Genomic DNA, 16,018 nt, shown 5'->3' on the forward strand with positions numbered 1-16,018 from the left:
CGACAGCCCTTCCGCGGGGCGCGTTATCATAAGCAAAGCGTGGGCCGTCCATGCGAGCACGGTTGGATCCTCGGGCGCGAGCGCGAGCGCCATGTCGCAGTGGCTGCGCGCCTCGTCGGCTTCATCACTTGCAAGCGCTCCGCCCAGTTCGAAGTGCGCTGCGAGCGCATTGGCAAGCGCTGCGTGGGCAGCGCCGTAGCTGGCGTCCATCGTGACCGCCGCGCGGGCTTCTTCTATCGCGATTTCGAGGTTGGGGACGTCGATCCGCTGATAGGCCGCATTGGCGCGCATCACCGCCTGCCATGCGGACTGCGCGCGTGGCTGGGCAAGCGATGACCGCGTGATCTCGCCAATAATGATCGCGCCGATCCGGCCTGCAATATCGAACACCAGCGCATCGGGCGGGATGCCGCTTTCGAGGGCCGCCATATCGGGGAGTCGACCTGCGCTGACCACGCCAGACGGCCCGTTGCCTGCTCGATCACGGAGCAATGGACGCGGGCGCTGCTTTCCCCCTGACGCACTTCGAGTTTTGCACGGTAATCGGTGTCTGCTCCGGCATCTGACGCCAGCACAACCATGTCGCGATTGATGCTGAGCGCCGCTGCGGTGTCGCCTGAAAGAAGCTCGGCAAATTCATGGCCTAGCTCTGCGTGGCCGCGAAACACCGGCGGTTCGAACCGCAGGCGCGGGGGCGAGGGGAGAGCGCTGCCATCTTCTGCGTTCCGAGGGCGTTCCTGCGCGCCGTCATGCAGCAGGCGGTAACCGATCTTGGGGATGGTCTGAATCGTGAAGCCGCCCATTTCCGCAGCCAGCCTTCGCAGGCGGCCAATGCAGCGCTGGATCGCGTCATCGCCGACGATCACGCCGTCCCAGCACTCCTCGACCATCGTGTCGCGGTCCACCGGCGTCCCGGCACGATCCGCGAGCAGGACGAGCACCTGCATCACCCTCGGCTCGATCGAGACAGTCTGCTCGCCTGCCGTGACAGAGCGCAGCGCGGGTTCGACCGTCAGGTCGCCCAGCTCGAAACTGCGGCTCTTGGCGAGGTCGACCGTCATCGGTTTCTCATCGGCAAATCATCGGGCCCGCAGCCTATCTGTGCAGCGCATTGCAAGCAACAAGCGCCGCCATTCCGCAACCAATCAAGGAAAAGTTCGATGTTGGAATTCTTGGCGGCCCTTGCGGCCATGTTCATACTGTTCGCGGTGTTCGACGCCGTGGCACCTGCTCGAAAGCAGCCTGACAAGAGGCTGTGGCGCACGCGCGGCATTATCGGCTTTGCGCTCTATTACCTGATCGCGTTCACCGCCCCGTTTCTGTGGGACGGGCTGCTGGCGCGGTACACGCTGCTGGACGGGTCCCTGCTGCCATTATGGGCGCAGGTGGGCGGCGGATACGTGCTGTTCAACCTGTTCATGTATTCGTGGCACCGCACGATGCACGGGAGCGATTTCCTGTGGCGGCACCTCCACCAGATGCACCATTCCGCAGAGCGTGTGGATATCTGGAGCGCCTACTGGTTCCATCCGCTCGACATGGCTGGATGGGCCTTGCTGGGGAGCCTCGTATTCGTGGGCGTTTTCGGAGTGTCCCCTGAAGCGGCGGTGATCATCAATCTGATGGGCAGCTTCATGGCGATGTTCACTCACTCGAACATCAGGACACCGCACTGGCTGGGTTTTTTCATCGCCCGGCCTGAAATGCATGCAGTCCATCACGAGCGCGGCGTCCACCGGTACAACTATGCCGATCTGCCGTGGTTCGACATGCTGTTCGGCACCTATCGCAATCCGCGAAAGGCTCCGGAAAAGGCAGGCATCGTGGATGGCGGCTCAGACCGGATCGGCGACCTGCTGATCGGGCGAAGCATCGGCTGAGCCCGCTTCAGTTCGGGAAGCCTGACCTTAGCCCCCTGCGGTGTGCTTCCCGTTGCGGAGGGTCCGGCCCGCGCGCTAACCACGCGGGTCGGGCCTTTCGCTTTGCACAAGGGGACACTAAGTGCAGCGGCATGGAAACCAAAGCCGGCGATCCGGGCGCGTTTGCCCAATTCGATCTCTCCCGTGTCGATAGCCCCGCCTTCGTCGTTGATGCGGCGAAGCTGCGCGCCAACTGCCAGATCCTCACAGATATTCGCGATGCGGCGGCCAGCGATGGCGGCAGTATCAAGGTGTTTGCCGCATTGAAGGCGTTTTCGATGTGGTCGACCGCGCATATTCTCGGCGAATATCTCGACGGTGTTTCCACGAGCGGCCTGTGGGAAGCGCGGCTCGCGTCGGAATTCTACGACGGAGAAATCGCCACCTATTCCGCCGCGTTCAAGCCGGAAGAGCTGGAGGAAATTTGCCGCCTTTCCGAACATATAATCTTCAACTCGCCCGGCCAGATGAAGCGCGCCGCGCTGATCCTTGACCATGCGGCGACCACCGGCGGCGACGTCAGCGTCGGCCTGCGGATCAATCCCATGATCGCGACCGGCGAGGTGCCCAAATACGATCCGTCCGCGCCCGGATCGCGGCTCGGCTTTCCGCTCGACCAGCTTACCGAGGAGGCAATGGAGGGCGTGGAAGGCATCCACTTCCACAATCTGTGCGAGCAGACCTTCGAGCCGCTCCAGCGCACATGGGACCGCGTGTTCGACGCCATCGAGCCGTGGTTCGGACAGCTCAAATGGATCAACATGGGCGGCGGCCACCATATCACCCGCGCCGATTACGAGCGCGGCGAGCTGGTCGAACTGCTCAAGGATGCCGCCGCCGATACAGGCGCGCAGATCATCATAGAGCCGGGCGAGGCGATTGCGCTGGATGCTGGCATCCTCGTCGGCGCGCTGCTCGATACGGGCTTTAACGAGGTCCCGCTGGGCATCACCGACATTTCGGCCACGTGCCACATGCCCGATGTGCTGGAGGCGCCGTATCGCCCCGCAATGCTGGGCGAGCTTGCCGATGAGAGCATTCCGATCAGGCTGGGCGGACCGTCCTGCCTCGCGGGCGATGTGATCGGCGATTACCGCCTGCCGGTCCCGGCAGAGGCAGGCGCCCGCTTCGCTTTCCTCGACCAGGCGCATTATTCGATGGTGAAGACGAATACCTTCAACGGCGTGCAATTGCCGAGCATCTGGCTGTGGGATAGCGAAACCGACGCGCTCGAATGCGTCAAACGTTTCGATTACGAGGATTTCCGCGGTCGGCTCAGCTGATCGCGGATCGTATCAGGACCGCCGCCGCACCCTGCGCCGATCGCCGCCACTGACGTCCGACACGGCATCGCGCAGCACCTGCCCGCGTTCGTTCTGGTTGATTGCGACCGCGAGGCTGGCGAGAGCGGAGAATTGTTCGGCGGCCTCGGCCACGCGCTGTTCGTCGCCGCTCGCATCGATCGCCCCGCTTTCGAACAGGTCGCCGCTTTCCACTGCAACAATCACCGATCCACCCGCAAACAGCGCGCGCACGGCGTCGCCATGAAACGCTTTTTCCAGTGCGACGAGATGTTCGACATAGGACGGGTGCACGAGCGTGCGCGCCTCGACCTGGTCATCGCTCCACACCTCGAACACGTTTTCGAAGGCCGGGTGGACCTGGTCGACGTAATCGAGCCGATGGCCCTTGAAACTGGCGTGATCCTTGCGCCCGCCAAGGCCCAGCCATTTCTTGTGCTTGCCCGCGCGCTGCAACAATGTGGTGGAGTGAAATTGGCGGCCGAACTCCATCGTGATGACCGCACCGCGAAACACCGTGACCCAGCGGCGATGCTTGCCCGATCCGCGCCGCTCTTCGAGGTGGGCTTCGTAAAGCTGAAAGCCGTGGCCCTCGAGCCTGCCGGACCAGCTGTCCTCGAACGCGTCGCGGTCATGCTTCGGGACGAGGCCGTATTTCTTGCGCGCATCGAACTCGCTTCCGGGTTCGACATCATGCTCGTATTCGACCCCGAAATTGCGGGCGATGGCGGAATTGATGCCGATCTTGATTTCGCGTTTCGCCGCGGTGATCGGTGCATATCCGAACGCGCCGATCCCGGCGATTGCTGCAAGGCTGATCCAGAACTTGATATTGCCAAGTCCTAGCGGGGCAAACCAGAGAAAGGCGAGCGCCGGCAGCAGCGCAATGCCGCCGTAGAACCAGCGATCGTGCGCCTTTTGCTTGGCGGCTGCGCGCATGGAAGATTGATCGGAAAGCCAGTCTCCCAGCTCTCCGCGCATCAATCCCTGGATGTCAGCGTGCATCATTTTCGCCAATTTCCGTCAATTCCCGCCCTGTGATGCGATCTTTTAACCAATCGGGGTTAGGATTTGGTTGCCCGGTAAAGGAGGGGCGCGAAATGGTTGAGATTTTTGGCTGGTTCTGGACTTCGGCAATCGTCGTGATCTCGGTCGGCACGGTGCTGCTGATTATCGGGATTTACAACAGTCTCGTGGCGAAGCGGCAGAACGTGAAGCAGGGCATCGGCGATATCGATGCGCAGCTGCGCCAGCGGCACGACCTCATCCCCAACCTCGTCGAAACCGTCAAAGGCTATGCCGGGCACGAAGCCTCCACCCTCGAAGCGGTGATCCAGGCCCGCAATCAGGCGGCCAAGGGCTCGCCGTCCTCGGCGGAAGAAAAGGGTTTGAAGATCGCGCTGGAAAACCTGCTGGCGCTGGGCGAGGCTTATCCGGACCTGAAAGCCTCCGCAAACTTCCAGGAATTGCAGCGCGAGCTGGCCGATATCGAGGACAAGCTGGCCGCCGCACGCCGCGCGCTCAACGCTGCGGTTGCGCAATTCAACACTGCACGTGAGGCGTTCCCGGCGGTGTTGTTCGCTGGCCTGCTCGGTTTCCGCGAGGCCGATTTCCACCGGCTCGACGACAGCGAAAAGGGCGTTGTCGACCAGACCCCGGCAGTTGCATTCTAATTCAGACGGAACTTTACTGCTGGGTGTGATTTGAGGTTGCGAGAGCGCGCATAACGCTTATATGCGCGCTTCCGCTGCCCCAAGGGACACGTTTTCACCGCAAGGCAGCCTCAAAACCGTAAAAGTTTCTGGGGGTCCCTTGAATTGCACACCTACCCTGACGCCCAATTTTCTGACGCACGCTCTGTAGCCGCGGCTCTTCAGCCGGACGAGCCGGTCATCCTCAATCGCCCGCATGCTGCGAAGCGTGGCGCAGAATTCTTTGTCGGGAAGTTTCCCGGCAAGGTGCTCTATGCGGTGAAAGCCAATCCTGCACCCGACCTGATCGAGGTGCTCTGGGATGCAGGCGTGACCCATTACGACGTCGCATCGATCGCCGAAGTGCGTCTCGTGCGCGCTGTCCTGCCTGATGCGACGCTGTGCTTCATGCATCCGATCAAGACGCGCGGTGCGATCCGTGAGGCGTATTTTCAGCACGGCGTGAAAACCTTCAGCCTCGACACGCAGGAAGAGCTGGAGAAAATCGTCGAGGCATGCCGCGATCCCGAGACCGGCGAACCGGCAAGCGATCTGCGCCTGTGCGTGCGCCTGCGCGTCTCGTCCGAATATTCAGAGCTTTCGCTCGCCAGCAAGTTCGGCTGCGACCTGCTTGAAGCGCCCGGGCTGCTTCAGCAGGCGCGCCAGCATTGCGATTGGCTGGGCGTGTGTTTCCACGTCGGCAGCCAGGCGATGACCCCGTTTGCTTTCGTGCAGGCGATCGACCGCACCCGCGCCGCCATTGCCGAGGCCAGCGTCGTGATCGACATGATCGACGTGGGCGGAGGCTTTCCGAGCATTTATCCGGAGATGGAGCCGCCGCCGCTCGAAGATTACTTCGCGATCATCCACCAGCATTTCTACGCGCTCCCGATCGCCTACAATGCAGAGCTGTGGTGTGAGCCCGGCAGGGCGCTGTGCGCGGAATATTCCAGCATGATCGTCAAGGTCGAAAGGCGTCGCGGGAACGAGCTTTACATCAATGACGGCGCGTACGGTGCGCTCTACGATGCGGCGCATGTCGGCTGGCGTTTCCCGGTAAACGCGCTCGAAGACGACCTGCGCGACGGGCTGGAGGATTTCTCGTTCTACGGTCCCACTTGCGACGATGCCGACTACATGGCCGGACCATTCCCGCTGCCCGGAGACATCCAGGCGGGCGATTATATCGAGATCGGGATGCTGGGCGCATACGGCGCGGCGATGAAGACCGGCTTCAACGGCTTTGGCGATGCGGAGTGCGTCGTGGTCACCGACGAGCCGATGATGAGCCTGTTCAACGGCACGCGGGTGCGCGAGCCGAGCGATAACGTGGTGAGCTTGCGGTAGGCACTTGCCCTCTCTTTGGCTTGCTGTATTATTACAGTAACTCACAAGAGAGGAAGATGATGAAACCGCTGAAATTCCTGCTCGCCATCGCGGGCCTGATCGCAGTTCCGGCAGCGGCGCAAGGCGGCGATGCCGCGCCCGAGCCGATCGAAGTCATGGTCCTCGGCATGTATCATTTCGCCAATCCCGGCCTCGATGCGGTCAACATGGAAGTGGATGATGTGCTCGCGCCGCGCCGCCAGCGCGAGATCGTGGTCCTTGCCGAGACGCTTGCCAAGTGGCAGCCGACCCGCATCGCGGTCGAAAATGAAGCAGACGCGCCATCTTTCGAATTGGCGAGTTTCGGCGATTATGAAGAGCTGATCACATCGAGGCGTTCTGAAAGCGTGCAGGTCGGCTACCGCATGGCGTACATGCTCGGACATGAAGCTGTCTATGGCTATGACGAGCGCGGCGGGGAGGGAGAGCCCGATTACTTCCCCATGGGCAAGGTCATGGAATTCGCTGAGGCAAACGGTCAGGCGGAGCTGATCGGCCAACTGCTCGCAGAAGTGCAGGCCATTATTGCTGACGAGCAGGCCAAGCTGCCTGAGCAATCCATTGCGGAATCGCTGATCCTGCATAACCGCGAGGACATTGTCGGGGCGCAGCACGACCGCCTCTATTATTCGCTTCTGTCGATCGGCGACGGCGAGAACCAGCCCGGCGCTGAGCTCAACGCCTTCTGGTACATGCGCAATGCCAAGATGTTTTCCAAGATTGACATGATTGCAAAGCCCGGAGACCGCATCCTGGTTCTCGCGGGCAGCGGTCACGCCACCTGGCTCAAGCATTTCGTGCGCAGGATGCCCGGATACGAGCTCGCCGATCCGCTGCCCTATCTGAAGCAGGCGGCCGAGCGTTCTGACGCGCAGGAATAGGCGAGACCTTCTCAAGCAGCGACGGCGGCTGACCCCGACCATTCGCCGTCCGGCTCACGCATGTCGCGCCGCGCGATCATGCGATTGCGTCCCTGCTGCTTGGCCTCATACAGCAGCGCATCGGCTTCGCGCAGGACTTCGCGCAGGTCGCGCGGGCCGGTCAGGGTCACGAGCCCGGCGCTAGCCGTGACGATCAGGCCGGGCTGCACTCCGGTCGCTTCCTCGTGAATCGCGTTTCTCAGGCGCTCCGCCTCATCGTGCGCGTCTCCGCCGAAGAAGATCACCGCAAATTCCTCGCCTCCCATCCGGGCTGCGAGCCCATCCGCACTTTCGAGTGCAAAGGCTGTATGCACCAGCACCCGGTCGCCGATATCGTGGCCGAACGTGTCATTGATCCGTTTGAAATTATCGAGATCGAACAGGACCAGCGCGCTCACCGAAGCGCCAAAGGCGTTTTCCAGCCCGCGTCTGTTGGCAAGGCCCGTAAGCGGATCGGTCTGAGCGAGGGCGAGCAACATCTCTTCGCGGTCTTCGGCGCGGTCGCGTTCTCGTCGCAGGGTCATGAAACGATCGGTAATGCCAAGTGCGGTTACGATGAATTCGATCCCGAGCATGATGAACAGCCAATTCAAATAATATGGCATTGGGTTGCCGGTGGCGATGTGCCACGGGACGTTTATGAGATTCAGAGCGAGGATCGGCGCCCACCCGGCCAATTGGAACCGCGCTGTTCGGCTGCGATTCTTCAGCGCGACTGCCACGCTCACAGCGACGAGAAGCACAATGGCGAGATACAAGGCCAGTCGCGCGAAATAGTACGCGGGCGGCGGCTGCGTCATCCAGTAAACCGGGATGAAAAACAGTGCGATGGGGAACGACCAGAACAGCAGCTTTCGCAGCCTGTCGGGGATCGCGTCGGGTTCGAGGTAGGAAGCCACGAATGGTCCGATCAGCGCGACCATCAGGTCGAAACCGAGGAACCCGAGCATATAGCGCGGCACTTCGTCGTGCCCGAAAAAGGGTCCGAGATAAACAGGTGACAGGGTCAGTGCGAGCACACCGATGGCGATGCAGCGTGCGGCGTACCAGAGCAGGTATTTCTGTCGCAGCACGCCGAACGATGCAGCGCTGAAAATGCAGGAAAGCAGCGCCACGCCGAGGAACAGTCCCGCAGCTAGCCCCGTCCAATTGACGCTGATAAATTCCGAGGAGAACATTGTCTCCGCAAAGCTATCCCACGCGTCGAACTTATACTTCCCGTCCATGAATTACTGCGACCCTTTTCCCTTGCGGGGAGGAGTATTGGTCCGACATTAAGATCGGGTAAGCAAACTGGGGAATTCTGGCTCTGATTGAAGCCGATGAATCACGCCGCGGTTGAACCGTGTACTTGCATCAGAAGAATGCTGTAACGAACAGGCCAAGGCTAACAAATGCTCCGGCGACCGGGACAAAGGCCGGGACTTCGAAAAAGTCCGCGATCGCCGACTGTTTGCGCATCTTCAACCGGATCAGCGCGCAATTGACCAGCACGAACACCAGCAGGACGATCTGCGAAGTCCGCTCGGCCAGCGTTTCGATTGCAAAGGACTGCGAGAGCAGCACGATGATCGCCACCACCAGCACCGTGGCCGCAACTGGAGTGCGAGTGGCGGCGGAGATGTGGGCAAGCGGGCGGGGCAGGAAGCCGCGATCGGCAAGGCCAAAGACCACCCGTGATGCCATGATGATCTGGATCAGGATGCCATTGACGGTGGCGATCACCGCGATTGCGGCGAAGCTCTCTCTGAAGCCGCCGGGCGCATTGCCGAACACAAGGGCAAGCGGTGCCGCGCTGCCTGCCAGCTCGCTCATCGGGACGGTCATCACGACCGCCATCGTGACCATCAGGTAGAGCAGCGTGGTGACGACAAGGGTGATGATGACGGCGCGAGGGAAGGTGCGTGTGGGCTCTTTCACTTCCTCGGCGACATTGGCCATGTCCTCGAACCCGATGAAGGCGAAAAAGGCGAGGACGGTCGCCGCGCCGATGCCCAGCCACGCCGTGCTGCCTGCCGGAGACAGGATCGCGCTTGCGGGAACGACGATTTCCGCTCCGCCGAACAGGCTCCAGCCGATCACCATCAGCAGCCCGCCGATCTCGATGAACGTGACTACCGCCGCGGCAGTAACGGATTCGGTGATGCCCCAGGTCGCGAGCAGACCCATCGCGAGGACGGTGATGATCGTGAGCGTAGGCACGCCGAGGCCGACCAACTCTGCGAGGTAGGACGCCGCGCCGATCGCGACCGCCGATGCCGAAACGATCCCCGACAGCGCGACCAGCAGCCCGACTGTCAGCGTCAGCGGCTTTACCCCGAAGCCCGCATCGACATACGCCGCCTCTCCCGCGCTGACGGGAAAGCGGGTGGCCAGCTCGGAATAGCTGAGCGCGGTGATCGAGACGACGATCGCCGCACATACAAACGCAATCGGCGCATGGATGCCCGCCTCCTGCGCGGTCGCGCCGACAAGAACATAAATCCCCGCACCAAGCGTCACGCCGAGGCCGTAGAGCGTGAGCAAAGGCAGCGTCAGCGCGCGTTTGAGGGTACGCTGTTCGCCGCTCGGCGAGGTCTCCGCCTCGGCATTGGGACCGCTTTGTTGCATCACTTGGCTCGCCTCCGCTCCCCGGCACGATGCCAGTGTGCGATTGCTTTCAGCACGCGAGTGTAGGCGCATATCGGGTCATGATGAAGGGCCACCAGGGCATACCGGCTTTCTCGCCTTCCCGCGCTATTGCAAATCATTTGCGGCGCGCGAAGAGATTAAGTATCAAGCACTTCACCAAGGAGGTCTTCATGTCGATCCGCACCGTAGCCGTTGCTACCGATTTCAGCTCGCGCGCCGACCGCGCCATCGATAGGGCTGTGCAATTGCACCGCGACAGAGGGGCAAAGCTTCTCGTGATCCACGCGACCGATCGGGCGGAGGACGATCCGGCAGACCTGGCCGCGCTATCGGGGAAAATGCGAGCGGTCACCGGCCTCGATGACAAGGCCGACAATGTCGAATTCGTATTTCCGGCAGGCTCGCCGACTGCAGCCATCGCCAATGCCAGCGCGCGCGATGATGTTTCGGTGCTGGTGATCGGACCGGCGCGTTACAACACGCTAGGCGACTTCTTCCTCGGGACCGCAGTGGATTACGTCTTGCGCAACACGGTCAAGCCGGTGCTGGTCGCCAAGATGCGGGCGCATGGCGCCTATCGCCAGATCGTCGCCGGCACCGATTTCTCGCCCGGCTCAGCCCATGCGATCATCACTGCCGCGCGGATGTTTCCCGATGCCGCATTGCACGTCGTGCATGCGTGGCAAGTGCCGTTTCAGGCTTGGCAAAAGGACAGCTATGTCGCCGAAGAAGTCGAGGACGCCGAGCGCGCGCAGTTGGCCGAGTTCATGACCGGCTTGGCCGCGCGCGAAGCCCGCCTGTCGGATGCGACGAGCGAGCTTGTTAAGGGCAACGCGAACGAGGCGATCCGCAAGGGGCTGGCGCTAGACCCGGCAGCTCTCGTCGTGCTCGGAAGCCACGGCACCAGCGGCTTCAGGCAAGCAGCCATCGGCAGCGTGACCAGCGATCTGCTCCGCGCAATCGAAGCGGACACGCTGGTGGTGAATACGAGGGATGCGGAAGACTAGTTCCAACTGGCCTCGGAGATCAATCAAAGCCCACGAACCGCGCTGCGTCATCAACGCTCTTGCGCTCGCTGACGACGGCATTGGCGGGAAAGTCCGGATCGGGCCAGCCTAGCGCGACAGCCTTCATGATCACCTGATCGTCCGGGATGCCGGCATGTTCGCGCACGACGGGGCTTTGCATGATGCCTTGCGAATTGATTACGCAGCCAAGCCCGCGCGACCATGCCGCATTGACCAGCGCGGTGGTCACCGCTCCGCAATCGAAGGCCGTGTCGTCGCTGCTGGACAGCTCCTTGTCATAGGTCACGATAACGCAGACCGGCGCGTCGAACTGGCGGAAGCCGCGCAGGACCCAATCCTGCCGCCGTTCCTTGTCATCACGCTCTATCCCCATCGCACCGAACAGCTGCTTGGCGACGCCGATCTGGCGCTCGCGGTGGACGCCAGCGAACGGTTCCCCGCGCCGAAACTCGCGGCTGTCGGGTTCGCCTGCGAGGATACGCTCGGTATTGCCCTTGCGAATGCGGTCGAGCGGTTCTCCGGTAATGATATGGAAATACCACGGCTGCGTGTTCATGCTTGTCGGCGAACGCATCGCCAGCGTGAGCACTTCCTCGATAAGCGCGCGCGGCACTGGCTTGTCGAGATAACCCCGGATCGAGCGACGTCCGAGGACGACTTCGTCAAAGCGTTGATCTGGTGAACCGAAAGCTTTGCTCATGATAATCCCTGTTGAAGCGGCCTCACGCTGGCTTTGCCAATTCAGGCTATCGCACGCAACTTCAGGATGCGAGCGGCAAGCGGATGAAATTTTTCGGGGTCCACCTTGGCAAGGCGCCGCTTCCCGATTCGAGCGTCTGCAAGAGCAAGCATGTTTACGAGTGGGTCGTCGTCTTCCAGCGCTTCAGCGATCGACAGGTCATGAATAAATGACCAGCAGGCCTGATAGGCGTCTTGCCGGCTGAATTCACCAAACTCGGTTGATTGGCTTTTCCAGGCTGCATTTTGCGTGTCCGAAGCTGGCTCCCAGCCGTTCGCGATATAATTGGCGCGAGTGCAGAAATTCGCAATGACCTCGCCGTCCCAAGTGAGCCAAGCATGCCCGCATGTGCAGGCTCCATAAGCCGCGCTGTTTATGTCCAGACGTCCACTCAATTCGGGCGCGAACCGCTCCTTTACCAATTGCCTGAGCTTGCTCCAGCGCATTGCTCTCAAGCCGCCTCGGCCAGCTGCATCTCCAGACGGTCCCAGATTTCCACCAAGGCCTCGGTCAGTTCGTCCATCATCGCTTCGGTATGGTTCGGTCCGGGGGTGAAGCGCAGGCGCTCGGTTCCGCGGGGGACGGTGGGGAAGTTGATCGGCTGTACATAGACGCCGTATTCGGCGAGCAGGATGTCGCTGATCTTCTTGGCGCGGACCGGGTCGCCGACCATCAGCGGCACGATATGCGTGGTCGAATCCATCACCGGCAACCCGGCTTCAGCGAATTTGAGCTTGAGCATCGCGGCAGCCCTTTGCTGGGCGTTGCGCTCGATATTCGAGGATTTAAGGTGCTTCACCGATGCGAGCACGCCAGCGACCAGCACGGGCGAAAGCGAGGTCGTGAAGATGAAACCCGGCGCATAGGAGCGGATGCAGTCGATGATGCGGGTGTCGGCGGCGATATAGCCTCCCATCACGCCGAATGCCTTGCCCAGCGTGCCTTCGATAATGTCGATCCGGTGTGCCGCGTTGTCGCGCTGCGAAATGCCGCCGCCGTTCTCGCCATACATGCCGACCGCGTGCACTTCGTCGATATAGGTGAGCGCGTTGTATTTCTCGGCCAGATCGCAGATCGCGTGGATCGGGGCGACATCGCCATCCATCGAATAGACGCTTTCGAACGCGATGACCTTGGGTGTCTCGGCGTCTTCGGCGGCGAGCATTTCTTCGAGATGCGCCATGTCGTTGTGGCGGAACACGCGCTTTTCGCAGCCGGAATTGCGGATCCCGGCAATCATGCTGGCATGGTTCAATTCATCGGAGAAAATGACGCAGCCCGGCAGCAATTTGCCCAGCGTGGAAAGCGTCGCATCGTTGGAGACATAGCCGCTGGTAAAGGTCAGCGCGCCTTCCTTGCCATGCAGCTGCGCAAGCTCGCGCTCCAGCTCGACATGCAGGTGCGTGTTGCCGCCGATATTGCGCGTGCCGCCAGAGCCTGCGCCGACATCGTGCAGAGCTTCTTCCATCGCGCCGACTACCTTTTCGTGCTGGCCCATGCAGAGGTAATCGTTCGAGCACCACACGGTGATCGGCTTGGGGCCGTTGTGACCGTGAAAGCAGCGCGCATTGGGATAGGCGCCCTTGTTCCGCATGATGTCGATGAAGACGCGGTAGCGCCCTTCCTCGTGGAGGCGGTCAATCGCCTGATCGAAGATATGCTCGTAATTCACGTGAGGCTCTCGTAGCGCTTGCGGCGATTTTGACCGCCTTGGACAGCGGTGGAAATAGGCAATCGGTTCCCGGTTTGCCACCGCGATCTTTGCGAATTACTCGCAGCTAGAATGGCTCGAATTGATGCAGACCATAGCTTTGCAGGAGCGTTCGCCTTGGCTGGTTGTCTGCCTCGCCGGTTCGCACGGTGACCACCGCGCGGTCCTCGCCCGATCGCGCAAACGGCTGGCCCTTGGTCAAAGCGGCGATGCGGCGAGCAATCCCTTTGGCGCCGTGGACAAACGCCACGCCGGGGCCGAAGACCTCGGAAAGTTCGGGTTCGAGCAGCGGGAAGTGCGTGCAGGCAAGCACGACCGTGTCGATTTCTCCGCCGCGCGGCGCATCGAGCAGGCCGGAGACCTCGCGCCTCACCGCATCGATTCCAATCGCCTCGCCGCGAATTTTCGCCTCTGCAAGGTCGACCAGGCCGGGCGCGGCGCTGCGGATGAGCAATCGGTCGGCGGCGAAATCGGCCTCAAGCCGGTCGACATAGGGCTGGCGCACCGTGGCAGCGGTGCCCAGCAGGCCGATGACACCGGTTTTCGTAAGCGCTGCTGCAGGCTTGATAGCAGGGACGGTGCCGACAATCGGGATCTCAAGCACGTCGCGAACCATACCGAGCGCGATAGTGCTCGCGGTGTTGCAGGCGATGCAGATCAGGCGCGGGCGGTACCGCTCCGCCATCCGGCCCAGCAGTCCGCAGACGCGCGCGGCGACCTCGGCCTCCGTCTTGGTTCCATAGGGCAGTCCGGCAAGATCGGCGGCGTAGATCACCGGCGCGTTCGGCAGAGCTTCGCGCAATTCGGCCAGCACGGTGAGGCCGCCCATTCCGGAATCGAACAGCAAAATCGGGGAGGATGGATCGGTAATGGTCGTTATTGTCCGCTGTGAACTTGTCGCGAGGCGGTCTATTACTTAGGCAGCGACAAAAGAAAAGCGCGCGCTGGATAAGGCACGCGCATCTGCTGGGGTCACAATGGAACCGTTACTCGCCGCCTTGCTGGGATATCTTGCCGGATCGATACCGTTCGGCCTGCTGCTGACGAGGGCCGCCGGGCACGGCGATGTGCGCAGCATCGGCAGCGGCAATATCGGCGCGACCAATGTGCTCCGTACCGGGAACAAGGGGCTGGCTGCGGGCACGCTGCTGCTTGATCTGCTCAAGGGATTTGCCCCGGTTTTCGCCGCCGGGATCATCTGGGCCGGGGATACGGGCGATGTCGCAAAGGCATTTGCCGCTGGTGGCGCGGTGCTGGGGCACTGCTTTCCGGTGTGGCTGAAATTCAAGGGCGGGAAGGGCGTGGCGACCAATGCAGGCGTCGCTTTCGGGCTCGCATGGCCCATCGGCCTTGCTTACGCGCTGATATGGGTTTCGATGCTGGCGATCTTTCGCGTATCCTCGCTCGCCGGGATGAGTGCGGTGGTGGCCGCTGCCGCTGCTGCGCCGCTGTTCGGTTATCCGCAATTCTTTCCCGTGCTCGCAGCGATTGCCGGCCTGATCATTTATCTGCACCGTGAGAACATCGCGCGCCTGGCCAAGGGCGAAGAACCGAAGGTCGGCGGCAAAAAGTGACGCTATCGCAAGACGAAGCATTCGCGCGCATTCGGCTGCTGCGCTCGCCCAATATCGGGCCTGTAAGCTATGCCAAGCTGCTGGCGCGTTTCGGCACGGCGGCGAAGGCGATTGAGGCACTGCCCGATCTCGCGGCGCGCGGCAAATCACGCTACCGGCCAGCGCCCACGGACCGGATCGAGGCGGAGGTGACCGCCGTTCGCAAGGCCGGCGCGCGCTATCTCTTCCACGACCAGCCCGATTATCCCGCACTGCTCGCCGAGATCGAGAGCGCCCCTCCGATCGTCACCTGCCGGGGCAACCTTCCGCTGGCCAGCAAGCCGTGCGTTGCGATGGTCGGCGCGCGCAATGCCAGCGCGGCGGCGGTAAAGCTGGCGCGCGAGTTTGCGACCGCGCTTGCAGGGGCCGGGTTCACAGTCGTCTCCGGCCTCGCCCGCGGGATCGATGGTGCAAGCCACGAAGGCGCATTCCCGCAGACGATTGGCGTGATCGCAAGCGGGATCGACATCGCCTACCCTCCGCAGCACGCCGACCTGCAGGAGCGGATTGCAAGCGAAGGCCTGCTGATCGCGGAACAACCGCCCGGCACGGAGCCGCGCGGTCGCCACTTTCCCAGCCGCAACCGGATCATTGCGGGGCTGGCGAGCGGCACGCTGGTGGTAGAAGCCGCGCCAAAATCGGGCACACTCATCACCGCGCGGCTGGCAGGCGAGGCGGGGCGCGAAGTGATGGCGATCCCCGGCTCGCCGCTCGATACGCGCTCGCTTGGCTGCAACCAGCTGATCCGGGACGGGGCGGTGCTCGTGCAGAGTCCAGAGGAAGTGATCGAGCTGCTCCACAGCTTCACCGGTGCGCCGCGTTCGACCTTCCGCGTCGAAGAAAGCGTGACCGAATTCGATTACAGCGACCTCGCCGAGGCCGATCCCGCTGAAGGGGCCGAGGCGATCAATGGATTGCTCTCGGTCGCGCCAATTGCCGTCGATGAACTGATCCGCCAATCGGGCGCCAGCGCGCCGGCGGTCCATATGGCGCTGCTTGAACTTGAAATCGCTGGGGAATTGGAGCGGCATGCGGGTGGACTGATCAGCCTGACCGGGGCAGGCAGCTGAAGACCATGA

The 16,018-nt window shown here is 62.2% G+C and carries 16 protein-coding genes; 8 read left to right on the top strand and 8 right to left on the bottom strand.

Annotated features, from left to right (window positions below):
• Window positions 1–290 precede the first annotated feature (290 nt).
• Window positions 291–1,061 carry a winged helix-turn-helix domain-containing protein gene (locus AC0L39_RS07435; RefSeq protein WP_473261975.1) on the bottom strand — a complete coding sequence of 257 codons (771 nt, stop codon included), beginning with the start codon at window positions 1,059–1,061 and terminating at the stop codon, window positions 291–293.
• A gap of 99 nt (window positions 1,062–1,160) precedes the next feature.
• Between AC0L39_RS07435 and AC0L39_RS07440 the strand changes: the two genes are divergently transcribed.
• Window positions 1,161–1,880: a sterol desaturase family protein gene (locus tag AC0L39_RS07440; protein ID WP_473261977.1), complete on the top strand. Its 720-nt coding sequence runs from the start codon at window positions 1,161–1,163 to the stop codon at window positions 1,878–1,880.
• Window positions 1,881–2,011: 131 nt separating this feature from the next.
• Window positions 2,012–3,202, top strand: a complete 1,191-nt coding sequence (locus AC0L39_RS07445; protein WP_473261979.1) for a carboxynorspermidine decarboxylase — start codon at window positions 2,012–2,014, stop codon at window positions 3,200–3,202.
• A gap of 12 nt (window positions 3,203–3,214) precedes the next feature.
• Here the strand turns inward: AC0L39_RS07445 and AC0L39_RS07450 are convergent, their stop codons facing one another.
• On the bottom strand, window positions 3,215–4,228 hold the full coding sequence (locus AC0L39_RS07450; RefSeq protein ID WP_473261981.1) for a DUF3137 domain-containing protein: 1,014 nt from the start codon (window positions 4,226–4,228) through the stop codon (window positions 3,215–3,217).
• A gap of 92 nt (window positions 4,229–4,320) precedes the next feature.
• On the opposite strand from AC0L39_RS07450, the gene AC0L39_RS07455 reads away from it, so the two are divergent.
• The 3 genes from AC0L39_RS07455 to AC0L39_RS07465 all read left to right on the top strand — a co-directional run bounded on the left by AC0L39_RS07455 (window position 4,321) and on the right by AC0L39_RS07465 (window position 7,178).
• Window positions 4,321–4,893, top strand: coding sequence for a LemA family protein (locus AC0L39_RS07455; RefSeq protein WP_473261983.1), 573 nt, complete (start codon window positions 4,321–4,323; stop codon window positions 4,891–4,893).
• Window positions 4,894–5,037: 144 nt separating this feature from the next.
• Window positions 5,038–6,258, top strand: a complete 1,221-nt coding sequence (locus tag AC0L39_RS07460) for a type III PLP-dependent enzyme (protein ID WP_473261984.1) — start codon at window positions 5,038–5,040, stop codon at window positions 6,256–6,258.
• Window positions 6,259–6,314: 56 nt separating this feature from the next.
• Window positions 6,315–7,178, top strand: a complete 864-nt coding sequence (locus tag AC0L39_RS07465; protein ID WP_473261986.1) for a DUF5694 domain-containing protein — start codon at window positions 6,315–6,317, stop codon at window positions 7,176–7,178.
• Between the two features lie 11 nt (window positions 7,179–7,189).
• Here AC0L39_RS07465 and AC0L39_RS07470 read toward each other — a convergent pair whose 3' ends face one another.
• On the bottom strand, window positions 7,190–8,443 hold the full coding sequence (locus AC0L39_RS07470; protein ID WP_473261988.1) for a GGDEF domain-containing protein: 1,254 nt from the start codon (window positions 8,441–8,443) through the stop codon (window positions 7,190–7,192).
• A gap of 130 nt (window positions 8,444–8,573) precedes the next feature.
• Entirely contained in the window at window positions 8,574–9,827 is a 1,254-nt protein-coding gene (locus AC0L39_RS07475) for an APC family permease (RefSeq protein ID WP_473261989.1), read from the bottom strand.
• 191 nt (window positions 9,828–10,018) lie between these two features.
• Between AC0L39_RS07475 and AC0L39_RS07480 the strand changes: the two genes are divergently transcribed.
• Window positions 10,019–10,855 (top strand): universal stress protein, encoded by an 837-nt coding sequence (locus AC0L39_RS07480; protein WP_473261991.1) that lies wholly within the window; start codon window positions 10,019–10,021, stop codon window positions 10,853–10,855.
• A 19-nt stretch (window positions 10,856–10,874) separates the two neighbouring features.
• Here AC0L39_RS07480 and AC0L39_RS07485 read toward each other — a convergent pair whose 3' ends face one another.
• From AC0L39_RS07485 to murI, 4 genes are all read right to left on the bottom strand, one after another.
• Window positions 10,875–11,576: a nitroreductase gene (locus AC0L39_RS07485; protein WP_473261993.1), complete on the bottom strand. Its 702-nt coding sequence runs from the start codon at window positions 11,574–11,576 to the stop codon at window positions 10,875–10,877.
• A 41-nt stretch (window positions 11,577–11,617) separates the two neighbouring features.
• Window positions 11,618–12,061: an SF0329 family protein gene (locus AC0L39_RS07490; protein ID WP_473261994.1), complete on the bottom strand. Its 444-nt coding sequence runs from the start codon at window positions 12,059–12,061 to the stop codon at window positions 11,618–11,620.
• Window positions 12,062–12,066: 5 nt separating this feature from the next.
• The gene (hemA, locus tag AC0L39_RS07495; RefSeq protein ID WP_473261996.1) at window positions 12,067–13,287 is read right to left on the bottom strand and encodes a 5-aminolevulinate synthase; all 1,221 of its coding nucleotides are present in this window, start codon (window positions 13,285–13,287) and stop codon (window positions 12,067–12,069) included.
• A 106-nt stretch (window positions 13,288–13,393) separates the two neighbouring features.
• The gene (gene murI, locus AC0L39_RS07500) at window positions 13,394–14,155 is read right to left on the bottom strand and encodes a glutamate racemase (protein ID WP_473261997.1); all 762 of its coding nucleotides are present in this window, start codon (window positions 14,153–14,155) and stop codon (window positions 13,394–13,396) included.
• A 148-nt stretch (window positions 14,156–14,303) separates the two neighbouring features.
• On the opposite strand from murI, the gene plsY reads away from it, so the two are divergent.
• Entirely contained in the window at window positions 14,304–14,900 is a 597-nt protein-coding gene (plsY, locus tag AC0L39_RS07505; RefSeq protein WP_473261999.1) for a glycerol-3-phosphate 1-O-acyltransferase PlsY, read from the top strand.
• Window positions 14,897–16,009 (top strand): DNA-processing protein DprA, encoded by a 1,113-nt coding sequence (gene dprA / locus AC0L39_RS07510; RefSeq protein WP_473262001.1) that lies wholly within the window; start codon window positions 14,897–14,899, stop codon window positions 16,007–16,009. The genes plsY and dprA overlap by 4 nt, the downstream gene beginning before the upstream one ends.
• The last annotated feature ends 9 nt before the right edge of the window (window positions 16,010–16,018 follow it).

Source organism: Erythrobacter sp. K21-9, from assembly GCF_055808355.1.

Coding starts and splice junctions, on each gene's coding strand:
- AC0L39_RS07450 (WP_473261981.1), bottom strand. CDS start 4,228: ATGATGCACGCTGACATCCAGGGATTGATGCGCGGAGAGCTGGGAGAC.
- AC0L39_RS07485 (WP_473261993.1), bottom strand. CDS start 11,576: ATGAGCAAAGCTTTCGGTTCACCAGATCAACGCTTTGACGAAGTCGTC.
- AC0L39_RS07455 (WP_473261983.1), top strand. CDS start 4,321: ATGGTTGAGATTTTTGGCTGGTTCTGGACTTCGGCAATCGTCGTGATC.
- AC0L39_RS07440 (WP_473261977.1), top strand. CDS start 1,161: ATGTTGGAATTCTTGGCGGCCCTTGCGGCCATGTTCATACTGTTCGCG.
- AC0L39_RS07445 (WP_473261979.1), top strand. CDS start 2,012: ATGGAAACCAAAGCCGGCGATCCGGGCGCGTTTGCCCAATTCGATCTC.
- AC0L39_RS07470 (WP_473261988.1), bottom strand. CDS start 8,443: ATGGACGGGAAGTATAAGTTCGACGCGTGGGATAGCTTTGCGGAGACA.
- AC0L39_RS07490 (WP_473261994.1), bottom strand. CDS start 12,061: ATGCGCTGGAGCAAGCTCAGGCAATTGGTAAAGGAGCGGTTCGCGCCC.
- murI (WP_473261997.1), bottom strand. CDS start 14,155: ATGGGCGGCCTCACCGTGCTGGCCGAATTGCGCGAAGCTCTGCCGAAC.
- AC0L39_RS07480 (WP_473261991.1), top strand. CDS start 10,019: ATGTCGATCCGCACCGTAGCCGTTGCTACCGATTTCAGCTCGCGCGCC.
- AC0L39_RS07465 (WP_473261986.1), top strand. CDS start 6,315: ATGATGAAACCGCTGAAATTCCTGCTCGCCATCGCGGGCCTGATCGCA.
- AC0L39_RS07435 (WP_473261975.1), bottom strand. CDS start 1,061: ATGACGGTCGACCTCGCCAAGAGCCGCAGTTTCGAGCTGGGCGACCTG.
- plsY (WP_473261999.1), top strand. CDS start 14,304: ATGGAACCGTTACTCGCCGCCTTGCTGGGATATCTTGCCGGATCGATA.
- AC0L39_RS07475 (WP_473261989.1), bottom strand. CDS start 9,827: ATGCAACAAAGCGGTCCCAATGCCGAGGCGGAGACCTCGCCGAGCGGC.